The 23,133-nt window shown below is 40.7% G+C and carries 17 protein-coding genes and 1 other annotated feature; of the genes, 14 read left to right on the top strand and 3 right to left on the bottom strand.

Annotated elements, in window-relative coordinates; all coding sequences use genetic code 11:
* Positions 1-683 precede the first annotated feature (683 nt).
* The 5 genes from ACQKMP_RS13580 to ACQKMP_RS13600 all read left to right on the top strand — a co-directional run bounded on the left by ACQKMP_RS13580 (position 684) and on the right by ACQKMP_RS13600 (position 6,239).
* Entirely contained in the window at positions 684-959 is a 276-nt protein-coding gene (locus tag ACQKMP_RS13580) for a hypothetical protein (protein ID WP_042189381.1), read from the top strand.
* A 927-nt stretch (positions 960-1,886) separates the two neighbouring features.
* On the top strand, positions 1,887-2,396 hold the full coding sequence (locus ACQKMP_RS13585) for an endonuclease V (RefSeq protein ID WP_042189378.1): 510 nt from the start codon (positions 1,887-1,889) through the stop codon (positions 2,394-2,396).
* Between the two features lie 19 nt (positions 2,397-2,415).
* Complete coding sequence (locus tag ACQKMP_RS13590; RefSeq protein WP_427469546.1) at positions 2,416-3,744, top strand: SMI1/KNR4 family protein; 1,329 nt, start codon at positions 2,416-2,418, stop codon at positions 3,742-3,744.
* A gap of 735 nt (positions 3,745-4,479) precedes the next feature.
* Positions 4,480-5,037: a hypothetical protein gene (locus ACQKMP_RS13595; RefSeq protein WP_339242064.1), complete on the top strand. Its 558-nt coding sequence runs from the start codon at positions 4,480-4,482 to the stop codon at positions 5,035-5,037.
* Positions 5,038-5,438: 401 nt separating this feature from the next.
* The gene (locus ACQKMP_RS13600; RefSeq protein ID WP_339242062.1) at positions 5,439-6,239 is read left to right on the top strand and encodes a phosphotransferase; all 801 of its coding nucleotides are present in this window, start codon (positions 5,439-5,441) and stop codon (positions 6,237-6,239) included.
* A 568-nt stretch (positions 6,240-6,807) separates the two neighbouring features.
* On the opposite strand, the gene dapA is transcribed toward ACQKMP_RS13600, so the two are convergent.
* Entirely contained in the window at positions 6,808-7,704 is an 897-nt protein-coding gene (gene dapA / locus ACQKMP_RS13605) for a 4-hydroxy-tetrahydrodipicolinate synthase (RefSeq protein WP_076286276.1), read from the bottom strand.
* 121 nt (positions 7,705-7,825) lie between these two features.
* Between dapA and ACQKMP_RS13610 the strand changes: the two genes are divergently transcribed.
* Positions 7,826-8,701: a LysR family transcriptional regulator gene (locus tag ACQKMP_RS13610; RefSeq protein WP_042189369.1), complete on the top strand. Its 876-nt coding sequence runs from the start codon at positions 7,826-7,828 to the stop codon at positions 8,699-8,701.
* Here ACQKMP_RS13610 and ACQKMP_RS13615 read toward each other — a convergent pair.
* Entirely contained in the window at positions 8,684-9,094 is a 411-nt protein-coding gene (locus ACQKMP_RS13615) for a VOC family protein (RefSeq protein WP_427469547.1), read from the bottom strand. The genes ACQKMP_RS13610 and ACQKMP_RS13615 overlap by 18 nt on opposite strands.
* A 282-nt stretch (positions 9,095-9,376) precedes the next feature.
* On the opposite strand from ACQKMP_RS13615, the gene htpG reads away from it, so the two are divergent.
* Positions 9,377-11,257, top strand: coding sequence for a molecular chaperone HtpG (gene htpG, locus ACQKMP_RS13620; protein ID WP_427469548.1), 1,881 nt, complete (start codon positions 9,377-9,379; stop codon positions 11,255-11,257).
* A gap of 135 nt (positions 11,258-11,392) precedes the next feature.
* Positions 11,393-11,654: a binding site (T-box leader), on the top strand.
* 44 nt (positions 11,655-11,698) lie between these two features.
* Positions 11,699-13,345 (top strand): methionine--tRNA ligase, encoded by a 1,647-nt coding sequence (gene metG, locus ACQKMP_RS13625; protein WP_427469549.1) that lies wholly within the window; start codon positions 11,699-11,701, stop codon positions 13,343-13,345.
* A 9-nt stretch (positions 13,346-13,354) separates the two neighbouring features.
* On the opposite strand, the gene ACQKMP_RS13630 is transcribed toward metG, so the two are convergent.
* The gene (locus tag ACQKMP_RS13630) at positions 13,355-14,224 is read right to left on the bottom strand and encodes a LysR family transcriptional regulator (protein WP_076286242.1); all 870 of its coding nucleotides are present in this window, start codon (positions 14,222-14,224) and stop codon (positions 13,355-13,357) included.
* A 151-nt stretch (positions 14,225-14,375) separates the two neighbouring features.
* Between ACQKMP_RS13630 and ACQKMP_RS13635 the strand changes: the two genes are divergently transcribed.
* The 6 genes from ACQKMP_RS13635 to ACQKMP_RS13660 all read left to right on the top strand — a co-directional run bounded on the left by ACQKMP_RS13635 (position 14,376) and on the right by ACQKMP_RS13660 (position 23,030).
* Positions 14,376-16,112, top strand: a complete 1,737-nt coding sequence (locus ACQKMP_RS13635) for an ABC transporter ATP-binding protein (protein ID WP_427469550.1) — start codon at positions 14,376-14,378, stop codon at positions 16,110-16,112.
* Complete coding sequence (locus ACQKMP_RS13640; protein ID WP_427469551.1) at positions 16,109-17,848, top strand: ABC transporter ATP-binding protein; 1,740 nt, start codon at positions 16,109-16,111, stop codon at positions 17,846-17,848. The genes ACQKMP_RS13635 and ACQKMP_RS13640 overlap by 4 nt, the downstream gene beginning before the upstream one ends.
* Before the next feature lie 153 nt (positions 17,849-18,001).
* Positions 18,002-18,781 (top strand): sporulation protein, encoded by a 780-nt coding sequence (locus tag ACQKMP_RS13645; RefSeq protein WP_339265515.1) that lies wholly within the window; start codon positions 18,002-18,004, stop codon positions 18,779-18,781.
* A 198-nt stretch (positions 18,782-18,979) separates the two neighbouring features.
* On the top strand, positions 18,980-19,693 hold the full coding sequence (locus ACQKMP_RS13650; RefSeq protein WP_042189353.1) for an ABC transporter ATP-binding protein: 714 nt from the start codon (positions 18,980-18,982) through the stop codon (positions 19,691-19,693).
* Positions 19,686-21,287 carry a hypothetical protein gene (locus ACQKMP_RS13655; protein ID WP_427469552.1) on the top strand — a complete coding sequence of 534 codons (1,602 nt, stop codon included), beginning with the start codon at positions 19,686-19,688 and terminating at the stop codon, positions 21,285-21,287. Before ACQKMP_RS13650 ends, ACQKMP_RS13655 begins: the two co-directional genes overlap by 8 nt.
* 135 nt (positions 21,288-21,422) lie before the next feature.
* A complete protein-coding gene (locus ACQKMP_RS13660) occupies positions 21,423-23,030 on the top strand; it encodes an S-layer homology domain-containing protein (protein WP_339265509.1) in 1,608 nt (535 codons plus the stop codon).
* The last annotated feature ends 103 nt before the right edge of the window (positions 23,031-23,133 follow it).

The following is a 23,133-nucleotide window of genomic DNA, read 5'->3' on the forward strand; positions in this document are numbered from 1 at the left end:
GAGAAGGAGAGTTTTTTTGGAACTTATTTACTAAGAGGAGAACGTATAATGCGTCAGCTGATGTTTTTTACAAGTACCATTCAAGCAAGGGGGTTCCCAAATTCCTTTTACCTTCTCAACGAATCGATTGTTTAAACATTGAAAGAGTTATGGATATAGGGAGCAAATTAAAAATGGGGAGATCATGACTTGGCTCGCATATTATTATGAAGGTTTTATGAGTACATTAATTGACGGACATCATAGGACCACTGCTGCATACATAGAAAAAAAACTTTAGAATATCTAACTATACTTAAAGTTTCGGGTTATGGAATTGATAGTCATGAGCCAAAACATTTTTATGTTAGTAGTATGGGATATGAGTTCAAATTGCTCAAAAATAATAAGAAAGTCTACAACAATTTAAAAAAGGATTTTTCTTCGAAAAAAGCTAAGCTTACAGCGTAAGAGATTCAGTTCATTATTGAAGACTGCGAGAAAATTAAATGTGAGAGAGAAGTGTCAAATGAAAATAGAGTTCTAGACTGAAAAATAAAGTGTTAGACTCGGCAAATAAAGTATTAGACTGACACTGCGTTATTAAGCTAACGGACAGGTTAGTTCAATAGGACACGACATAAATTTGTTGAACCAGACATCTTCATTTAGAATAAAAGAAGAGATAGAAGGGAGTGTCGCAAATGGAATACCTATCAATTACGATATCACTTGTGTCCTTAGTTGTATGTTTAACTGTGTATAACAAAGTAAGTGCCATGGAAGCTCGTATCAAAACAATGCAGGTAAACGTTGACCAAATTGCCAAGTCTGAAGGTCTGCCCCCACATCTTGTTCAAAATGAGGTTCTCCAGCTCGTACGTAACGGCAAGGAAGTAGCAGCTGTTAAAAAAGCGAGAGAAGTGCTTGGTTTGTCACTATTAGAAGCGAAGCAATATGTGGATGCCCTAAAGGAATAGCTGCAACAATGCATCCATTCAATTAATAGCCCAAAAAAGACTATCGACAAGTCCATTCGATAGTCTTTTTTATGATATATTATCAAAAATTAAACAGGAGTAGTAATATTGCTGTCGATGGTACCTTTGCGGTAATGGCTTTAAGCTAATGGGCAGGTTAGTTAAAAGGGCGTTTTATTGAAATTAACCGAAGTAAAGGAATAGTGCAATGTTTACGATTCTTCTTGAACTAACGGGACACGTTAGTCCAGAGATCCTGGGAGCAGTTTGCCACCGCGGCAGCTGCTCCTTTCTTCGTTAAGTTAACGGAGGATAGTTTGTAAATGCTGATATAAGGATGTACATATTTGCTTGTGTAAGAATGTTCTAAAATGATTGGTATAATCCTTAAAAACAGCTGCTAAGCGCTTTTCTAGGATTATATGCGTACAAGTGAGCTTCTTGTACATAGTTTTCTGTGAATATTACATGTATAGAAGTGAATGGTTTGTGAAACAAAACCATTACAACTCTATATAGCCAACAACTGAAGCGAAAGCGGAAGGCGTTAGTTAGAGCCAAAGATTCTTAATTCTCTGTTATTATTCAAGCGTTTTGTACAATCTTATCCAAGCGAAACTGTACATTTAGATTCAATCATTTACACCCTATCCTATTCTTTGGAGGAGGCAGGGGGTAGGATAAAATCCTGTTCCCCGTTGTCGGCGGCGAAATGGCACGTCAAAAATCCAGCCTGTCAAGGGTTTTAGGGTGGAGATTTTTTCTGTGCTGCGCCTGCGGCAGAATAAATACTACCCGCCCCTTGATAGGTTAGATTGGTGGAGTGGTGGTATTGGGATAATCTATAGATCATCCTGCACGGCAAAATGTGATATATTGGCTATAATCTATAGCTTAAAATGAGCTTAAAGGAAGGAATCGCTATCAATGATCATCGCTGTCGATGTGTATTATGAGGAAAATAAAGCGAAATCAGTGGGGGTTATTTTTCAATGTTGGGAAGATTCTAAACCACTCGAAGTCATCATGTCTTATACGGAAAACCCTCACAAATACGAAACGGGTTTTTTCTATAAACGAGAGCTCCCTTGCATACAGGAACTGTTGAAACTTACTGACATAAATCAAATACATACCATTGTTGTGGATGGCTATGTGTACTTAAACAATGAGAAAAAGCCCGGGCTCGGACATTATGTTTACACAAATTTTTCAGGGGAAATTCCAGTGATCGGTGTTGCAAAAAATGCCTTTCACGACAACGAAGCCTTTGTCAAAAAGCTTTACCGAGGCAACAGCTCCAAGCCTTTGTATATAACCTCTGTCGGCATGGAGCTAGCAGTCGCTGCCGAGCACATACAGAGTATGTACGGAGAATACCGATTTCCGCATCTGCTGAAATTGCTGGATAAGCAAACGAAGGAAGCCCGGCTATAATCAACAGGGGGGATTGAATATGTTGTTTTGGAAGAAAGAAACACAACTTGATCGAATAAAAAACAAACTCGAAAAGGCCATGCGCAAAGATACGGCTTTTTTGGTGTTTGGAGCATCTTCACATAAATACAAGGTTTATGAAGTGCTTACAGCAAAAGAGCTTGCGGACTGGCAAGCAAAGAATCAAGTCACACTTCCGGAGCCTTATGCCCAGTTTTTAACGAAAGTCGGAAATGGAGGTGCCGGGCCTTATTACGGGATTTATTCGATTGAAAAAGCAACTTCCTATACTGAAAGAAATGCATTCACTACAAAATGCGTTCTACACCCGAGAATGACAAAAGAAAAATGGAACCATCTGATCGAGCCACTGATCAGTGATGAAGACATCTCCGACCCGGAATACGACGCCGCCCGTGATAGGGTGATGGGCGGCATGTTGTGCATTGGTACACAAGGCTGTGAATACGATATGTATCTCGTACTTGAAGGGAAACACAGGGGGAAAATCATTTACACTGCAGTTTTTTATCCTGATCATCCCTTTTTCTTTGTCTATGAAGACAACTTTCTGGACTGGTATGAGCGCTGGCTGGACGAAATTATTCTGGATTATGATATCGCGTGGTTTGGCAGTAGAATGCCGGGCGATGAAAATGCGTTGATACAGGTTTATCAAAACGCCCCAAACGAAGAAATCAAATCAAAAGCGCTTGATGGAATGTTCAAGTTTAAGAAAATCTCGCAGCCAACCATTGATTTTTTAAGGAGCGTTGCTGAGCAAAGACAAAATGATCGCACCACAGCCATTCAGCTAATCTGCAAAACCTCTTTTGATGCGGGAAGAGTCTATCTACTGGAGCTGTTGTATTCTGAAAGAAATGAAGATTTTTTAAAAGCTTTAATGATTCTGAATTGGTACGGTAAATCTTTTGATTTAGCGGAATTTATAAAAGTGATATTGCAAAGTCTTGACAGGGTTCACGATTCGGAAACGTTACGTCATGTGGGGTATGTTTTGGAATCTTCCGGCGCGATTACACTTCAGAACTTTGCGTCCTTTTTGTGCCACACCGACTCGAATATTCAATCTGCCGCAATCTATGCCACACGCAATTGCAATGACAAATCGGAAAGTTGGGAAATCATTGAACAGATGTTAGTGGGTGGCGATAAGGAGGTTGTGAAAAACACTATTTTATTTTGGGGCGTTATCCCTCATGAGAAGTTATTGCGTCATTATAAGGTTGCATGGCCGGAATATAAAAGCAATATTAATTTCAGAGAAAAATTTACAGGTTGTTTGAAAAAATTAAATTTGCCAGATGATTATTTTGACAAAGAATAATTTAATTACTCATTATTCATACAATGCGGATGCATGACCATAAATCAAACTTTATCCTATATATTAGTGGGTCTAATATCTACAAGACCAACAACCAATTAGTTTTAGGCAGGTCACGGTTTACATCGTGGCCTTATTTTTCTGTCGAATGACAAGAATATAAGCCGATTAATTACCGCGTAAATCGTGGTTTTATTGTTTTATCGGTACATATTCTTGTCAATGTACAATGTCAAGAATATGTACCGATTGCCAAAGAGCTATTAAGTTTTCTCACGAAGGCTCATTTATTCGTGAAATTTGTCAGCTTGATAAGTGACGATAGATAACGCTCTACAGGAATGCTAACGGGAAACGATAGTTCAACCATGACAAGGCTGCCAGCACGATTGGCAGCCTTGCTGCGCTAACGGGCAGGATAGCTCAGTAATTTCGCGAATACTCAACATACGGATTTATTCACGAAGTTCGCGAATAAGACGTTGTCTGAAACCCCTGATTATATAAACACAGAAACAAGAACACTAGTTTGCATTTCTGTTTTAGGATAGAATGAAAGTACACTAACGGGTACGTTAGTGGAATAGCGGTCGCTTCGGCAGCCGTTTTTTATTTATTCAACTAACGGGCAGCAGAGCGTAAGCATTTCGAAGAATACTTCATACATAAGAAAATTCACGAAGTTCGTAAATAAGGCGTTATATGAAACCGCGGTGCAAGGAAAGGATTGAAATCATGGATCCGATCAATGAAGAAATTATAGAATGGTTTCACTCAGTCTTGAGGAATAAACTTTCAACAAAGGAATTTGAACAGTGGCTTTATGACAAAGAAGAGATACTTGAAGAATCATTAGGTAAAGATGTCTATTTTAGATTGATTAATCTAAATTATAATTCTAAATATGTGATGGATGAATTAGAAGGGCAACTTACAAAAATTCTTAATTATAGGTCAGTTGAAGAGTTTAAGATCAGAGATCTATTAAATCGATTTGTTTATATTGAGGAGGAATTCATTAGTTCTTGTTCACACATTTACAGGGAGTATTGTAATGGATATTCCTTTTTTAGGATGATAGCCCTTAAATATATTGTATTTGATTACGATGATCAACTTGCAGACCCAGTTAAAAGGTCAGAGTTTTCCCGACAATATAAAGATGAATTGTTAAATGAAGGATTGAGATTGCTTAGTTTTTTTGATTCTAATGAAATAGAAATAATTAGTGAGAATGAGTACGTAGATAAGAGACATAAGGATCTGAAGATTGAAGAGCAATATTGGACGTAATTCAAGGCTTAAAAAAAGATGTTGTTATATTGCTTGAATCAATTGTTTTTTTTGGCTATTGGCTTGTTACTTACTGTAAATGTAGCAAGTAAAATTTATGAGAGTTTTGGAATTGAATTCTTTACTCAACTCTCAGCAGCCCCCTTTTAATGCTAGATTGATGACTTTCAAACTTCCAACAACATTGTACCATATATTGGGATTTTCATGTTATCGTGTCGTTAAGCTAACGAGGAACTAAAGTTCAATAATGAGGGCTGCCGAGAGGTAGCCCTTTGTTCAACTAACTGGCAGTTTAGCTTAAAAGTTTCGCGAATACCCTACATATGAAATTATTCATAGAGTCCGTGAATAAGACGTTATTGGAAATAACGCCAAGATACACAAATGAGGAGTACAAAATGATGAATAACCGATTCTCAATGCCAAGTAAATTAGTAAATCAGTCAGAATTACTTAAAACTACAATCATTGAAAAAGGAAGACATTATCAATCTTTGTACATTTTAGAGTTCTATAATTCTGTAAAATATGTACTGAAAGAAAAAAACGTTAAAGATTCTGGAAGTTTAATGGACGAAGCAGAAAGGCTGAAATGGGTAAATGATGTGATTCCTTCTCCTAAAGTAATAAGTTATCAGTTGGAGAATGGAAAGGAATATTTAGTTATGACCTATATAGAAGGTTGTACTGCGGAAGAATACCAGCAGGAAGAGGGAGATAAAAGTCTAGGCTATATTTTAGGAAAAGGTTTAAAAACAATACACAATGTTCCCATTGATAATTGCTTTTTCAATGATTTTTTGCCAGAAAAACTGATTGATATGGTCAAAAAAAATATTAATGAGAGAAAACATGAAGTCATAGAGGCTATTAATAACTCATTTCCCAATCATACTATTGAGCAACTGATTGATTTTTTAGAGATAAATAAAGCGTCGACAGAGGAATTAGTTTTTACCCATGGTGACTATGGATCTGGAAACGTTATGATAAATAATGGACATATTGAAGCATTTATTGATTTAGGAGGATCAGGGATATCAGATCCATACTATGATATTTATTATCTTGTAAAAAGTCTTACTTATTATACAGATAGGAAAGAAGAAATAGATGAGTTTATGAAAGGATATGGAATATCTGAATTAGACGAGAATAGAATGAAATTTCATCAAATCATCGATACTTTATTATTGTGATTTATATAGTAGTAACCCTAAGAAGGTGTTGACATTCTGTAACACCGTTTTCCTGCTGAGTCGCATTTACTCCTTGATGCTGTCCGAAGCATTTCTAGGAAGAGCAATCAGGCATACAATTCTGCATGGCGAAGTCCGTCGGACCCGCTTGTCATTTCGTTAAACTAACGGGGAACGTTAGTTCAATAACAGCGTCAGTCTAAGACTTTATTTATCAAGTCTTGTTCTGCCGCTGCTTCTTTTAATGAATCAGTCTAAAACTAATTTTTTAAAAACTGAGTAATCTCCAATTCAAAACCCCCGTTAAATCAACAACTCCAGTCTAATACTTTATTTTCACCGAACAAGAAGATTTAAGTGAGATGTTCGGCAGGAAAAACTATCCTGATTATCTAGCCATCGCATTTGGAAATATGGCAGGAGATGTTTCTGAAGGGCGTATTAGTGAACTTATGATGAAGAGGGGTAAGAATAGATAATATCAGAACATTAGTTACAGAGAATTTAAATTGACAAAAAAATAGCCGCTAAACAGTTCCTCACTGTATAACGGCTGTTATCTTTTCTCTTATGCAGTCGCTTCAATTGCATTGTCCTGAACATAAGAACTAAGCTCTTGCTGAAGCGCTGTGCTGATGGAAGTCATTGGGAGGCGAAGCGTATCCGAATTGATTAGGCCATTCTGGCTAAGCATCCATTTGATTGGAGCGGGGTTCGATTCCTTGAACAAGAGACGGATGATCGGCAGTAGTTGTTCAAAGTTTTCTTTTGCCAAGTCGAATTGACCCGATTTGAAGGCTTCGTATATACGGATACATTCTGCTGGATAAACGTTCGCAGTAGCAAGCATACCGCCAGCTGCCCCGGAGCTAAGCATTTCATAAAAGAGTGAATCGTCGCCGCCAAGCACAGGTTTGCTACCTGTACGAACTAGCTCAGTAACCATTTTGGTGCTACCTGAGCAGTCTTTTAATCCGACAACATTATTCATTTCTAGGATTGTACGTGCAGTATCTAGAGTCATTGCAGTACCAGTACGACTTGGAATGTCATAAGCCATGATCGGAATACCTACTTCTGCTGCTTTGCGGAAATGGGCAATGATGCCTTCTTGCGATGGACGACTATAATAAGGGACGACAACTAGTGCGCAATCTGCACCAAGGTTAGCTGCGATCTCTGTGCGTGCTACCGTAGAAGCTGTGTCATTGGTTCCTGTACCGACTACTAAGGGGATAGATGTAGATTGTAAAAGCTCACGAGAAGTGTTTACTAGAAGCTGCATTTCATTTACGGTTACAGTTGGCGATTCACCGGTGGTTCCATTAACGACCAGACCTTGTATGCTGTTGTTAATAATGTTCTTTACATAACGCTGATACGAATCCAGATCGACTTCACCAGCAGCATTGAACGGGGTGACCACGGGGACATAAATTCCATAAATCTGTTGTTCTGTAAGCATAAATTATCGGCCTCCAAAATATTTTAATTCCTCTACATACACTTTACCATGGAATGTTGCATCGTCGTTAGCTATAATAAATGATGTGTATCATCAAAAATATTGATGTTAGGGTGAGGTTATGGATTTAACCTATTTACGAACATTCCGCGAGGTAGCTAAGCGTCAGAGCTTTACACGGGCTGCTGAAGAGCTGGGTTACGCGCAGTCGAGTGTTACGATGCAAATACAGAAAATAGAGAAGGAATACGGAGTGCCATTGATAGAAAGGCATGGTCGACAGCTGCGTCTTACCCCGCCTGGAGAAGAGTTGTTGAAGCTATTCGTGGAGATTTTGGATCTGTATGATCGTTCTAAAGAAACCATCGCCCAGCAAATTGGAGGTACGCTAACGATTGGTACGATTGATTCATTAGCTGCTTTCTACTTGCCACCCTACTTACAGCAGTTGAGGACGAAATTTCCGAAACTTGATATCCATCTACAAACGATGCAGGAAGCTAACCTCTTGGCCAAAATAAAAGATGGGGAAGTAGACATCGGTTTGATGCTCGATCGTACCACTACGGATTCTTTGCTTGATCGTACGATCATTAGAGATGAACCGCTCGTGTTGATAGCTCCCATTAACCATCCCCTTGCCCAGATGGATACAGTAACGTTACAGGATCTAAATAACTGCGAATTAATTGTTTCTGAAGAGAGCTGTATTTATCGGAGTCTGTTCGAGAATTTGTTAAAAGAGCACGGGATTATATTCCGCATTGGTTTTGAGCTTTCGAATCTAGAAGCGATCAAACGATGTGTTATGAATGGGTTAGGGATTGCATTATTACCTAAAATTGTTGCAGAGGAAGAAATTGAGCGGGGGAACTTGGCTGAGCTGCCCTTCGCACATCAAGAAATTCATTTTGATCTGCAGCTTTTGATGCATCCTAAGAAGTGGAAGTCTCAGCCATTGCAATTTCTAACGCAAATGTTACTTGCAAATCATTAGTTTATTCCCATCAGGGTCTTTCACCACAAACCATTCTTGATCTTGAATTTCGGTTACTATCTCTACACCGAGCTCCTTTATGTAGTTGAAAGAGGCTTGCAAATCATCGGTTATAAGCATAAGAGCAGGTGTTGTAATTGGAGGAGCCCCTTCAGGCTCTAAACCTCCCCACATGGGCATGGTGTCCAGAATGATCCCAGTGCTTCCTTGCATAGTTAACGGGCATAAATGACCGTTCATAATCGGATGATCTGCTTCCTGGAGTCCTAGGACTTGGCAATACCAGCTACGGGCTTTTTCAATATCGTGTACGGGGATAAATACACTGCCAATCAAATTCTTAATGGGACTTGTTGCTGAAGAATTTACAATGGACTGCGCGTGATTATTCATTCGAATTCCTCCTAGGTTTGATAATGATAACCCTTTATTTGGAATTTATGCTCTAGTCTATTTAAAACATAGAATCAGCCTACGCGCAAGTGGGTCATTAATGATCAATAAAATCTTAAATTTGTATGTAAAAGATAGCATTCTTTAAAGAAAGTCGCTGTAAATATTGACATTCAAAATCAGTTTATGTTATATAAAAAGAAGAATTAGCACTCATCTAATAAGAGTGCTAATCACGAAGTGTTGGACAAGATGTTATTTTGAAAGGAGATTTACTTATTCATGGCCAAAAAAGAGTTTAAAGCCGAATCGAAAAGATTGCTGGAAATGATGATTAACTCCATTTATACACAACGGGAAATTTTTCTGCGCGAGTTGATTTCTAATGCAAGTGATGCAATTGATAAGATCTATTACAAAGCATTAGCTGATGAAAGCCTAGTCTTCAATAAAGAAGATTATTATATTAAAGTGACTGCCGATAAGGCGAACAGAACTTTGACGATCTCCGATACAGGTATCGGGATGACACAAGAAGAGCTGGAGAATAACTTAGGAACAATCGCGAAGAGTGGATCTCTTGCATTTAAGAAAGAGAACGAAGCCAAGGATGGTCACAATATCATCGGACAGTTCGGTGTTGGCTTCTATGCTGCGTTTATGGTAGCAGATGACGTAATTGTGATCAGTAAGGCGCTTGGTAGCGACGAGGCCTTTAAATGGGAGTCTAAGGGCGCTGATGGCTATACTATCGAGCCTGTCGAGAAGGATTCTGTAGGTACTGAAGTGATTTTGAAGATTAAAGAGAATACTGAAGAAGATCAATACGATGAATACTTGGAAGAGTATCGCCTGAAATCCATCATTAAAAAATATTCTGACTTCATTCGTTTCCCAATTAAAATGGACGTGAAGGAGCAAAAGCCAAAAGAAGGCACAGAGAACGAGTTCGAGGAAGTTGTTCAAGAACAAACCGTGAACAGTATGGTGCCAATCTGGCGGAAGAACAAAAACGAGTTGACTACAGAAGATTACGATAACTTCTATGCAGAGAAACGTTACGGCTTCGATAAGCCGCTTAAACATATTCATATCAGTGCCGATGGTGCTGTAGTGTACAATGCAATCCTGTTCATCCCAGAAAATACACCGTTTGACTACTACACAAAGGAATATGAAAAAGGTCTTGAGCTCTATTCCAATGGTGTATTGATCATGAATAAATGTGCGGATCTGCTGCCTGACTATTTTAGCTTTGTAAAAGGTATGGTAGATTCAGAGGATCTTTCGCTAAACATCTCCAGAGAAATGCTCCAGCATGACCGTCAGCTGACTCTGATCGCTAAGAACATTAAGAATAAAGTGAAGAGCCAACTGCAAAGCTTGCTGAAGGATGAAAGAGAGAAATATGAGCAGTTCTATAACGCTTTTGGCAGACAGCTTAAGTTTGGTGTGTACAACGATTATGGAATGCACAAAGATACACTTCAAGATTTGCTGATGTTCTACTCCTCCAAGGAGAAGAAGCTGGTAACGCTGGACGAATATGTGTCAAGAATGCCAGAAGATCAGAAGTATATCTACTATGCATCCGGAGAGTCGATCGACAGAATCGAAAAGCTCCCACAGACCGAGCTTGTATCGGATAAAGGGTATGAAATTCTTTACTTCACTGATGATATTGATGAATTTTCGATCAAGATGATCATGTCTTATAAAGAAAAAGAATTTAAATCCGTATCCAGTGGTGATCTGGGTATCGAAGCAGACGAAGCGGACAAGCCAACGGAAGCGGAAGAGAACGAAAACAAGGAGCTTTTTGAAGCGATGAAGGACATCTTGTCCGGCAAAGTGAAGAATGTTAAAGCTTCCAAACGTTTAAAGACTCATCCGGTATGCCTCTCAGCTGAAGGCGAATTGACAATCGAGATGGAAAAAATCCTGAAATCGATGCCGAATGGGCAAGAGGTTCAAGCGGATAAGGTACTCGAAATCAACATCCATCACGAAGTCTTCCAGTCTTTGAAAGCGGCAGCTGAGAACGATAAAGAGAAGCTCGGTTTATACACGAACCTGCTGTACAACCAAGCTCTGCTGATCGAAGGATTGCAAGTTAGTGATCCTGTTCAATTCACCAATGATATTTGCAAAATCATGAAATAATTTAAACTACAGGGACCATCCAATTGTACGATTGGGTGGTCTTTTTTTATAAAAACTATGACGAATTCATGGTGCTTGAGCTTATGTATTGACTTTACTCGATAAATTAAGTATTATTTCCAGTAACTTGAATATTCAAAGGCAAAGAAGAGAAAGAGTACCACGGCAATTCTTTCTACAGAGAGCTCCGGTCGCTGAAAAGGAGTAAAGAAAAACCTTGGGAATATGGTCTCAGAGCTGCGCATCGAAACCTTTTGGGTTGTAGGCTGCGCCGGAACCTGCATCCGTTACAGTGCTAGGGTATAAACGTTTATTAACGTCGTACCTGAAGAGGTAAATGTCATGAGGCATTTATAAAATTAGGTGGTAACACGTGAGTAGAACTCTCGTCCTTTGTGGATGGGAGTTTTTTTGTTGTCTAAAAAAAGGAGGAGAAGGTTAATGAGTAATGTGTTTATAGGCGGTGCTTGGCCGTATGCGAATGGATCTTTACATCTTGGAAGATTATCAAGTGTGTTGCCTGGAGATGTGCTGGCACGCTATTTTCGCAGCAAGGGGGATAACGTTTTATATGTGTCAGGCAGCGATTGTCATGGCACACCTGTAGCGGTTCAGGCTGCTAATGAAGGGATCACACCCGAAGCTTTTGCCGGTCGATACCACGAAGAGTTTCTGCAGTGTTTTGAACAGCTGGGATTTAGTTATGATCTTTATACTCGAACGGATCAACAGCAGCATCATAAGGTCGTGCAGGAGTTGTTTATAGAGTTACTAAAGAATGGACATTTATATAAAAAAACCATAGCGCAATGTTACTGTGAGGCGGATCAGCGATTTTTGCCAGACAGATATGTGGAAGGGACTTGTCCAGTCTGTGGACAGCGGGCGCGTGGAGATCAATGCGATTATTGTTCTACGATTCTAGATCCTGCCGATTTGTTAGACAGAGTCTGTAAATTATGTGGGAATACACCGACAGAACGACCGACAGAACATTTTTATCTTAGCTTATCTAAATTTCAATCTGAATTAACGGATTATATAGACGAAGCAGTACACTGGAGAGAAAATGCAGTAAAACTGACCAAACGATATTTGAAGGAGGAGCTTCAGGATCGGGCAGTAACCAGAGACTTATCTTGGGGCGTAGATGTTCCTGTAGCTGGATTTGAAGACAAGAAGATTTATGTCTGGATTGAGGCGGTAAGTGGTTATTTATCAGCCAGTAAGCAGTGGGCTGCACAGTCTGGGCGGAGCTGGGAGGATTTTTGGTCAGAGGAACAAGAGGACATCACCGCTTATTATGTCCATGGTAAAGATAATATTCCTTTTCACACCCTGATATGGCCAGCCGTCTTATTAGGAGCAAGAGAACTACATTTACCGGATCGGATTATATCCAGCGAATATTTAACCCTTGAAGGGCAGAAGTTCTCCACTAGCCGTAATTGGGCAGTCTGGGTACCTGATATTCTAGAGCGGTATCATCCTGACTCTATTCGTTATTTCTTAATTGCCAACGGGCCTGAGAAGCGGGATACGGATTTTTCTTGGAGAGAGTTTATTTATAGTCATAATGGTGAGCTGCTTGGAGCATTTGGTAACTTTGTGAATCGCTCATTGGCTTTTGTAGATAAGTTTTATGAAGGGATCGTGCCAAGTGGAAAGTTAGATAAGGGGTGGAGCGATAACATTGACCTCTTGTATCTGGAGTCAGGACGCCTAATTGAAGCGGGAGATTTGAAGGATGCGCTCGAGTATATTTTCTTTTATGTACGTAAGGCAAATCAGTATTTTGATCGGCAAAAGCCTTGGATTCAGGTAAAAGAGGATCGGGAAGCTTGTAATAATTCAATATTTACTTGTGTGCAGATTATTGCTAATTTGGCGAATTTGCTGCATCCGTTTCTACCCTTTTCTTGTGAGAAGATTCGGGGGTTCTTATCGCTTGAACTACCGAAATGGAAGCCCTGCTCAGTTCCCCCTTATCAACAGGTAACTGATTTACAATTGTTGTTTGAACGAATTGATATTACTTGTATTAAAGAAGAGGAGGATAGACTAGTTCAACAACAAGTGAATAAATAGCGAAGATTCTTAACCATTCTTAAAGCTTTCAATAAACTTGGAAGCTAGTGATGATAAGTATTTATCCTTGATCCAGACGGCGGCGACCCGCGTGCGAAGCGACTCACTACTGATTTCTTTATAGATCAAATTACGATTACTCGTTAATTCGAAAGCGGATTTGGGGATAATTCCGATGCCGAGACCAGCATTTGCCCAGAGCAGTGTTGTTCGCGCATCATCATTCATACAGAAAATTAGCGGATCAAAACCATTCTCAAGACAGGTTTCCCGGATAAGCTGCTCAAAACGGCGGTAGATAATGAGCGGCTTATCTTTTAACTCACCGATCTCAACAAAGTTTTCATCTGTTTTCCAGTCATACTCTGGAGTCATTACGGCAATCATAGGCTCAGCCTGTGTGTAAAGACATTCTAAATTTGTAGCATTAAAGGGTGTCCGAACAATACCAATCTCGACAATACCCTTGTTCAAAAGGTCGATGATTCTGAAGGTATTCCCTTCATGTATTTCAAATTTAACGCCTTGATACGTTTTGTGGAACTCACAAAGTCGATCTTGGAGCAGGGTCGCTCCTGAGGAAGACACCGTACCAATGGCGAGCGTTCCTTTTAAGCCTTTGACAAAATCATTGAGCTCTCGGGCAGTGGAATCAGCCAGCTCCAGAATTTGTTGAGCCCGATCACGTAAAATGGCTCCTGCTTCGGTAAGCTGCACACTGCGCGGACCTCGATCCACAAGCTTGACGCCTAGTTCTTCCTCAAGCAGCTTAAGCTGCTGACTGAGCGGAGGCTGGGCCATTTGCAGCTTTCTGGCTGCAGAAGTAATCTGCCCTTCCTCAGCGATAGCCATAAAATATTTAAGCTGTCTAATATCCATAAAAAGAATCCTCCGAACTTGAGATATGTTTATCGTATGGGAGCGATACGAATCAAATATTATTAATATGTGAGTAGATATGCCATAATCATAACTGTTATTATACATATTTCAAATGCTTAAATACTTCTTATGTTGGGTGTGGATGACGTTGTTCAAAATTGCAGTTTATTTAAAACCGTACAAAAAAGAAGCCATCATCGGTCCAATCTTTAAGCTGATGGAAGCGATTCTGGAGCTGATTCTGCCAACCATTGTCGCATTAATCATCAATAATGGGGTAGGAAATCATGACAGTGCTTATGTATACCGTATGGGTGGCTTGATGGTGCTGATGTCTCTACTTGGCTTCGGTTGCTCTATGGTATGTCAATACTATGCGGCACGAGCATCTCAGGGATTCGGCACGACGCTTCGTAATAAAATGTTCAATCATATTACATCCTTATCGTACGCTGAGCTGGATACGTTCGGTACGCCTACGCTGATTAACCGGATTACCAATGACGTAAACCAGTTGCAGATTGCAGTGGCTATGCTGATTCGCCTGGTTATTCGTGCGCCGTTTATCTGCATCGGGGCTATCATAATGTCCATGATTTTGGATTTTAGATTATCGCTGATTTTAATAGCGGCAACGCCGATTTTTGGCATTATATTATATTTTATTATCACTCGAAGTGCACCTTTGTATCGAAAATACCAGCAGAAGCTGGATGCCCTTGCGCTCGTTCTTAGTGAGAATTTGTCGGGGATACGAGTCATTCGTGCTTTTGCGAAGAGACGTACAGAAAAAGAACGTTTTGATGCCTCATCTGAGGATTTAACCAATACAGCGATCCGGGTCTCGCGGATTTCCGCTTTACTTGGACCTATGACGACACTTGTAGTAAATGCGGCGATCATAGCTATTTTATGGGTAGGTGGAATTCACATTGATGGGGGGCGATTGTCTCAAGGTGAGATCATTGCCTTTATCAATTACGTCACTCAAATCTTGCTGGCACTTATAGTGGTCTCCAACTTGGTCATTATTTTTACAAAAGCCTCATCTTCTGCCAATCGTGTGAATGAAGTGCTGAGTGTCAAAGCATCCGTGTCTGAGGACGGGAATGTTGTGATGACTGAACCTGATCATACCGCTCCTGCCATATCATTCGATCATGTATCGTTTGGTTATAATACAACAGGAGAATTGGCATTAGAGGATATTTCGGTAGTTATTAACCGCGGAGAAACTGTGGGGCTGATTGGCAGTACGGGTTCTGGTAAATCTACTTTCGTGAACTTAATTCCACGTTTTTATGATGCAGTGCAAGGTGAAGTTAAAGTGGATGGAGTGAATGTCAGAGATTATAAGCTGCATCAGCTTCGAGAGAAAATAGGGATTGTGCCGCAAAAAGCAGTGTTGTTTACAGGAACAATCGCTGAGAATATTCGTTGGGGTAAGGAAGACGCAACCGAGGAAGAAATCATGCAAGCAGCCTCTGTTGCTCAGGCGGAAGAGTTTATTCGTAAATTGCCAGAAGGATTGAATACGCAGGTATCACGTGGCGGACTTAATTTATCCGGGGGGCAAAAGCAGCGCTTGACCATAGCTCGTGCAGTGGTAGGTAAGCCGTCGATTCTAATTCTGGATGACTCCTCCAGTGCGCTGGATTTCGCTACTGATGCGGCTCTACGTAAAGCGCTCAAAGAGAGCAGCCAGCAAATGACCGTACTCGTTGTCTCGCAGAGGGTGAGCACTGTAAGGCAAGCGGATAAAATTATGGTATTTGAGGAAGGGCGGATCGCCGGTGTCGGAACCCATGAGGAGCTGATGCGTGGTTGTGAAGTGTACAAAGAAATCTGCTTGTCCCAGCTATCGAGTGAGGAGTCGGGCCAATGAACAAAAACAACATTTGGAAAAGACTAATTGTATATACAGGACATTATAGAAAAATTGCTATTGGGGCAGTTATATGCGCGTTACTCAGTGTGATCGCCAGTCTAATCGGACCACTACTTATCGGTAAAGCCATTGATTTTATGATCGGACCGGGAGAGGTGGATTTTCACGCCGTACTTAGACTGCTTTTGATTCTGGCAGCGGTATATATTGTCGGCAGCTTTTTCGGATGGCTCCTTACCTATCTGACGAATCGAATCGCCTACCAGACTGTATATGACTTACGGCGGGAGCTTTTTGATAAATTAAATGTTTTGCCTTTAAAATTTCACGACAATCACCCGCAAGGAGACAGTATCAGCCGGTTTGTTAACGATATGGATGCCGTCTCTGATGGACTGCTGCAAGGTTTCTCCACACTGCTTACAGGGATCATCACCATTGTTGGGGCAATTGTGCTTATGTTGTACATCAGTCCTCTGATGACCTTAGTAGTTCTTCTGTCAGCACCCGCCACCTTTTTTGTGGCCAGATTTATTACGATGCGCTCTCAAAAGATGTTTAAAGAGCAGGCGAAGATTCTAGGTGGTCTCAATGGCTATGTGGAGGAAATGATCGGCGGGCAAAAAGTAGTCACCGCTTATCATTATGAAGAACGTGCAATGTCTCAGTTTGAAGAACAAAACGAGACATTATATCAGACCGGTGTGAAGTCACAATTTTATGGCTCCTTATCCAATCCGACAACGCGGCTAGTAAATAACGTTACGTTCTCAGTTATAGCTATGATCGGTAGTGTTATGGTAATTCGGGGTCATTTCACGGTAGGGGATCTGTCCAGTTTCTTGATCTTCTCCAACTTGTTCGCTAAGCCGTTTAATGAAATAACAGGTGTGATTACACAGCTTCAATCGGCAACTGCCTCTGCGCAGCGGATCTTCGCCATTCTCGATCTAACACCAGAACCCGCTGATTCTAAGGGCGCCAAAATCATGAGTACAAGTCAAGGAACCATTACCTTCGAAAAAGTATCCTTTGCTTATAATCCAGAACGTCCCTTGATTAACGATTTCAGTCTAGAAGTGAAGCCCGGTACCCGAGTTGCGATTGTAGGTCAGACTGGAGCAGGGAAGACGACGCTGGTAAACCTGCTCATGCGTTTCTACGATGTGGACCGTGGGTCCATCAAGATTGATGGTGTGGATATTAAGACCATTACGCGTGACAGTCTGCGACGTAATTTTGGGATGGTGCTGCAGGATACTTGGCTCTTTGGGGGCACGATCAGAGATAATATTGCTTACGGAAAACCTGGGGCTACAGAGGAGGAAGTCATCGCTGCTGCTAAAGCTGCTAATGCTCATAGCTTCATTAAACGTCTGCCTGAAGGGTATGATACGAAGATCAGTGGCTCAGGGGATAATCTCTCCCAAGGACAGAAGCAGCTGCTTACCATTGCACGAGTAATGCTTGTAGATCCGCCTATGCTCATCTTAGACGAGGCTACAAGCAGTATTGATACATTAACTGAGGTACGGATTCAAAAAGCTTTTCTGACTATGATCGCTGGTCGGACCAGCTTTGTGATTGCCCACCGATTGTCAACGATTCGGGAGTCGGATCTCATTCTTTTCATGAAGGATGGAGACATTGTGGAGAGTGGTACGCATGATCAACTCCTAGCCAGCGGTGGATATTACGCCAGATTATATAACAGTCAGTTCGCCTCAGCATAGACTTTGTGAATATAAAGAAGTATTCGACCCTATTTTGGGTGAGGATGCTTCTTTTTTGTCAGTAGCATGGCATTTACTGTCCCGTAAATGAAACCTCAGATGGTTCCCTTCGTATCCTTAAATATGCAAATATTAGGGAGGGAATTCATTACAATGTCAATGTTTAAACGAATGCTCGCGAGTGCCGGAATTGGAGCGGCTAAAGTAGATCTCATGCTCCATCAAGATTTCGTGAACGCAGGTGATACGATCAGTGGTTCCGTTCGAATTCAAGGTGGCCGAGTGGATCAGGAGGTCGATGACGTCTACGCATTCGTTAAGACGCGTTACTTGAAAGAGCTGAACGATAAGAAGATGGAAGTGGAAGCGACGGTATCCAAATTCCTGTTAGCAAGTAAATTTAAAGTAGTGGCGGAGCAGGTTTATGAATTTCCCGTCTCATTCCAGCTTCCGGCGATAACGCCAGTGACGTTAGGGAGATCGCCGGTTTGGATTCAAACCGGACTTGATATTAAAGAGGCAATTGATCCGAAGGATCAGGATTATCTTCAAGTAGGCCCTCATCCATATTGTGCTATTATTTTGGATGCGATGAATCAGCTCGGGTTCCTTATTCGTGAAGTGACTTGTGAATATGCACCGCGTTACGGCAGGATCAATGGGTTAGATTTTGTTCAAGAATTTGAATTCGTTCCCCCCTCTCAGTTCCGGAATCAACTAGACGAATTAGAAATCGTTTTCTTTCCAAATGAGGATGGCATTGAGTTGCTCCTACAAATTGATCGCAAGGCACGTGGTTTAGCTGGTTTGTTCGCCGATGCGCTTGATACAGATGAGAGCTTTGTGAAAATACGCTTTGATCACAATCAACTTGCTTACGGAGTTGACTATGTAGCTGATCAACTGCTCGCAACGATCCATAAATACGTATAAACAGGATTATAAAAGAGAGGGGAAAACCCCTCTCTTTTTTCGTTTTTATAAAGAAAAATTTATTTATATGAAGGAATGAACTAAATGGACAGGATAAACGTACTATAATAAAACTATCCTAACATCGTATGAAACGGTAGGCATTGATTGCATGATGAATGTTACTAATACGAATACGAACGGAGAGGGAGTGCCAAGATGTTGACAATAAAGCATTTTACCAAGAGCTATAAGGGCGGTAAAAAGGCAGTGAATGACTTGAACTTAGTGGTCGAGAAAGGTGATATTTATGGCTTTATCGGTCATAACGGCGCGGGGAAAACAACGACGATTCGGGCAGTAGTAGGTGTTCTTGATTTTGAAGAGGGGGATATCGAAATAGGTGGGCATTCCATCAAAAAAGATCCTTTAGCCTGCAAAGCGATCACTGCGTATATTCCGGATAATCCAGATCTATACGATCATCTGACCGGCATTCAATACTTGAATTTTATTGGTGATCTTTTTAGTGTATCGAAAGCAGATCGGGAGTTGTTGATTAAGAAATATGGTGATGAATTTGAAATTACATCTCATTTGGGGGATTTAATCTCCTCGTATTCTCATGGTATGAAGCAGAAGCTAGCGATCATCTCAGCACTGATACATAAACCGAAGCTGTTAGTTCTGGATGAGCCCTTTGTGGGACTTGATCCAAAAGCGGCACACACGCTTAAAAAAATCATGACGGAGATTTGCAGTCAGGGCAGTGCGATCTTTTTTTCAACGCATGTACTGGATGTAGCGGAGAAGCTCTGTAATAAGATTGCCATTATCAAAGCGGGAGAATTGATTACGCATGGGAAAACAGAAGAGGTGAAGGGTGACAGCAGCCTTGAAGATGTATTTTTGGAGTTGATTAAGCATGATTAATATCTGGAGATTGACGAAGATTCAGCTGATCTCTTCCTTTGGGTTAAATAAAGCTTTGCACACACGTGATGTGAAAGAAAGACAAAAAATGCTGTGGCTGACCATCGGGATCCTAATTGGAATTGTTATGATGGCTGTGGTTTCATTTGGTTATAGCTATATGATAGCAGAGACCCTTGAACAGATTGGCCGGCCAGAGCTGCTCCTTGCGATAATGATGGCGGTTACTTGCTTAATCGGATTTTTTACAACGATCTATAAGGCTAGTGGTGTATTATTTGGCTCCAAAGACTACGATCTCGTAATGTCGCTGCCAATCAAAACGAGTCATATTGTAGCAAGTCGGGTGGCTCAGCTTTATGTGTTAAACCTATTCTTCTCTTTGATGGTGATGGTACCTGCAGGCATTGTTTATGCTATAAAGGTGAATCCCGGCGTACTATATTATTTGTATTTTTTGATGACACTGTTATTTATTCCATTAGTGCCGATCATAGCTGCAACGATTATAGGTGCTCTGATCAGCTGGGTTTCCTCAAGATTTAAAGGAAGTCGTATAATAACGCTCATCCTAACTTTTGTTGTAATTATTGCTATAATTGTTGGTTCAGGTCAAATAAATGGTAACAATCCACAATTACTTGCGGATATGAGCGCTCAAATTGCTGATCAAATATACAACTTGTATCCTTTGACGCTTATGTATGTAAATGCGGTTTGCTCGTTTCAGTTTGATTCCTTAGTATTGTTTATTGGGTTTTCGCTGATTTCTTTTATGCTGTTTACCATCGTGCTTGGTAGCAAATATAAAGCGATCCACACAGGTCTTACGACTTCTTTTTCAAAAAATAAATATCAAATGAAATCACTTGCAGTATCCTCACCGCTTTATACATTGTATAAAAAAGAGCTGCGTCGCTATTTTAGTTCTTCTATCTATGTACTTAACACGAGTATAGGCATGGTAATGTTACTTGTGTTAGCGATCGCCTTACTGTTCGTTAGTGCAGACCAACTAGGTCAACTCGTTGAGATACCAGAGCTTTCAAATTATCTGAATCGACTGGCTCCCCTGTTTGTTTCCGTTTTTGTAACTTTAAGCTGTACGACATCCAGTTCTATTTCGCTCGAAGGTAATAATATTTGGATTTTAAAAAGCGCACCTGTGCCGACAATAACGATATTGCTAAGTAAAATCGCAGTGAATCTTACGATTACCGTGCCGATTGTAGTTGTCAGTAGTGTGCTCCTCATGATATCTCTAGACACCGGATGGATGGAAAGTTTGCTATTATTGGTTATTCCCGTCTTATATGCTTGTCTTACTGCAATGACTGGTGTACTCGTTAATTTGAAGTTACCTAAACTGGAGTGGACAAATGAAGTATCGGTAGTCAAACAAAGCGCATCCGTCTTAGTGGCGATGTTGATAGGGTTTATAAGTTTACTGATTCCTTTTGGTATGAGTCTGCTGCTATCTGATCTGAATGGCAATCTCGTATTGTTAGGGATTGGATTACTAATAATAGTGGTTTGTGGTGCGATGTATCGATATATTCAATCCAAAGGGGAGCTTTTATTTCGGGCTCTTTAAATCATAGGGGGATCCTAAAAGTCGTAACGGCTAGTGGGATGCCCTATTTTTTTTGCGCTCTACCAATATTTTAGCAGTGTTTATAGCTTCTATCCTTGGTATAATTCGAAGATTATATCCGAGGAGGATCATCTCGTGAACAATAGATTTGGTAGATTTGTAATTACGATACTTGTAGTAGTGCTTGTAGCTGGAGTATTTATTCAACATATATCGGCTGATGATGAGGCGCCTTTTAAGGATATAGATACTAGTTATGCTAAAAATGAAATTATAGATTTGTATCACCGCAACATATTAACCGGCACAACGGCGACAAGCTTCTCACCTACTAAATCGATTACTAGAGCGGAATTCATTACGGTTCTTGACCGTCTGCTAAAGCTTGATCCGGCAGTCAGTCCAGTATCTCCTTATACAGATGTAGCTAAAAAAGCTTGGTATTACGGCTGGATACAGGCAGCTGTTCAGCTTGAGCTGGCTAACGGCACATCGGCAACTACTTTCACGCCAGCAAAAGCAGTTACCAGGCAGGAAGCGGCTGTATGGATGGCCAAAGCTTTAAAACAAACAAACCATACTCATGCTCTAACTTCGTTCAATGATCGAAATAAAATTGCTAGCTGGGCAAGATCAGCTGTTGCAACTGTAAATGATCTAGGTTTAATGAAGGGGGATAATCGCAAGAATTTCCGCCCCTCTGATCCTATAACTAGACAGGAAACGGCCGTCCTCATTGACCGAGTGCTGCAAAATGAGAGTTGGGCAGCAGAACTCGATGATGAGCCGGAGGATCGAATCGTTATAGGCTGGCAATATGGGCAGACGACGGCACAATATGAGAATACGGTTCTGAAATCCAACGTTAACACCTTATCACCACGGTGGTATTATGTAGGAAAAACAGGTGCAGTAACGGATTCAACGGATACTTCGCTGATCACATGGGCAAAGAAGAATAATAAGAAAATATGGGCGATGGTAGGCAATCGATCGGATCAAGAAGCGACCCATCAAATGTTGTCGAGTATAACCACAAGGAATACTGCAGTAAATCAATTAGTAGCTTTAGTGAGCAAATATAGATTAGATGGACTAAACATTGATTTTGAAAATGTAGCGCCTGACGATCGTGAGTATTTGACCTCGTTCATTACATTATTAGCTGAGAAAATGCATGCTCTTAACGCGAAGCTATCAATAGACGTCTCTCCTGATCTTGGAACAGATTGGACAGATGCTTTTGACTACGCTGCACTAGGTAAGCAAGTGAACTATATGGTGATGATGGGTTATGACGAACATTATGACGGGAGTAAGCTTCCAGGGTCCAATGCTTCTATTCCTTTTGATCAACATGCAGTGGATACTGTACTAAAGGACGTACCCAGCCATAAGGTTATATTGGCACTGCCTTTATATAATCGGGACTGGACATTGAATCAGAATGGTACGGTTTCATCTTCAAAGTATATCTCGCTTCCGGAGCAAAATCAGATTATTAGTAGCTATGGAATGAAACCTGTATGGAATGAGACTTTAGGACAATATGTTGCCAACTATTCGAAGCAGTCCATAAAGCACACGATCTGGATTGAGGATGGCCGTTCTTTAATAGCGAAATACGATTTAAGCGTTAAGAACAATCTAGCCGGAATCGCTTATTGGTATATAGGTGGGGAAAGCGCAGATATATGGTCTAGCGTAAGTAATGCAGAGAAATTTTACGATTATACCTTTTAAAAAGAAAGACTGGATGCATATAGCTATCTTGCTATGGCATTCAGTCTTTTTATTTAGTTATCACAGCGCAACGACCGCGCGTTACGGTGAAAGCTCTTGGCAC

This window comes from Paenibacillus sp. NPDC101420 (assembly GCF_050277435.1).
Classification (GTDB): Bacteria; Bacillota; Bacilli; order Paenibacillales; family Paenibacillaceae; genus Paenibacillus_AQ.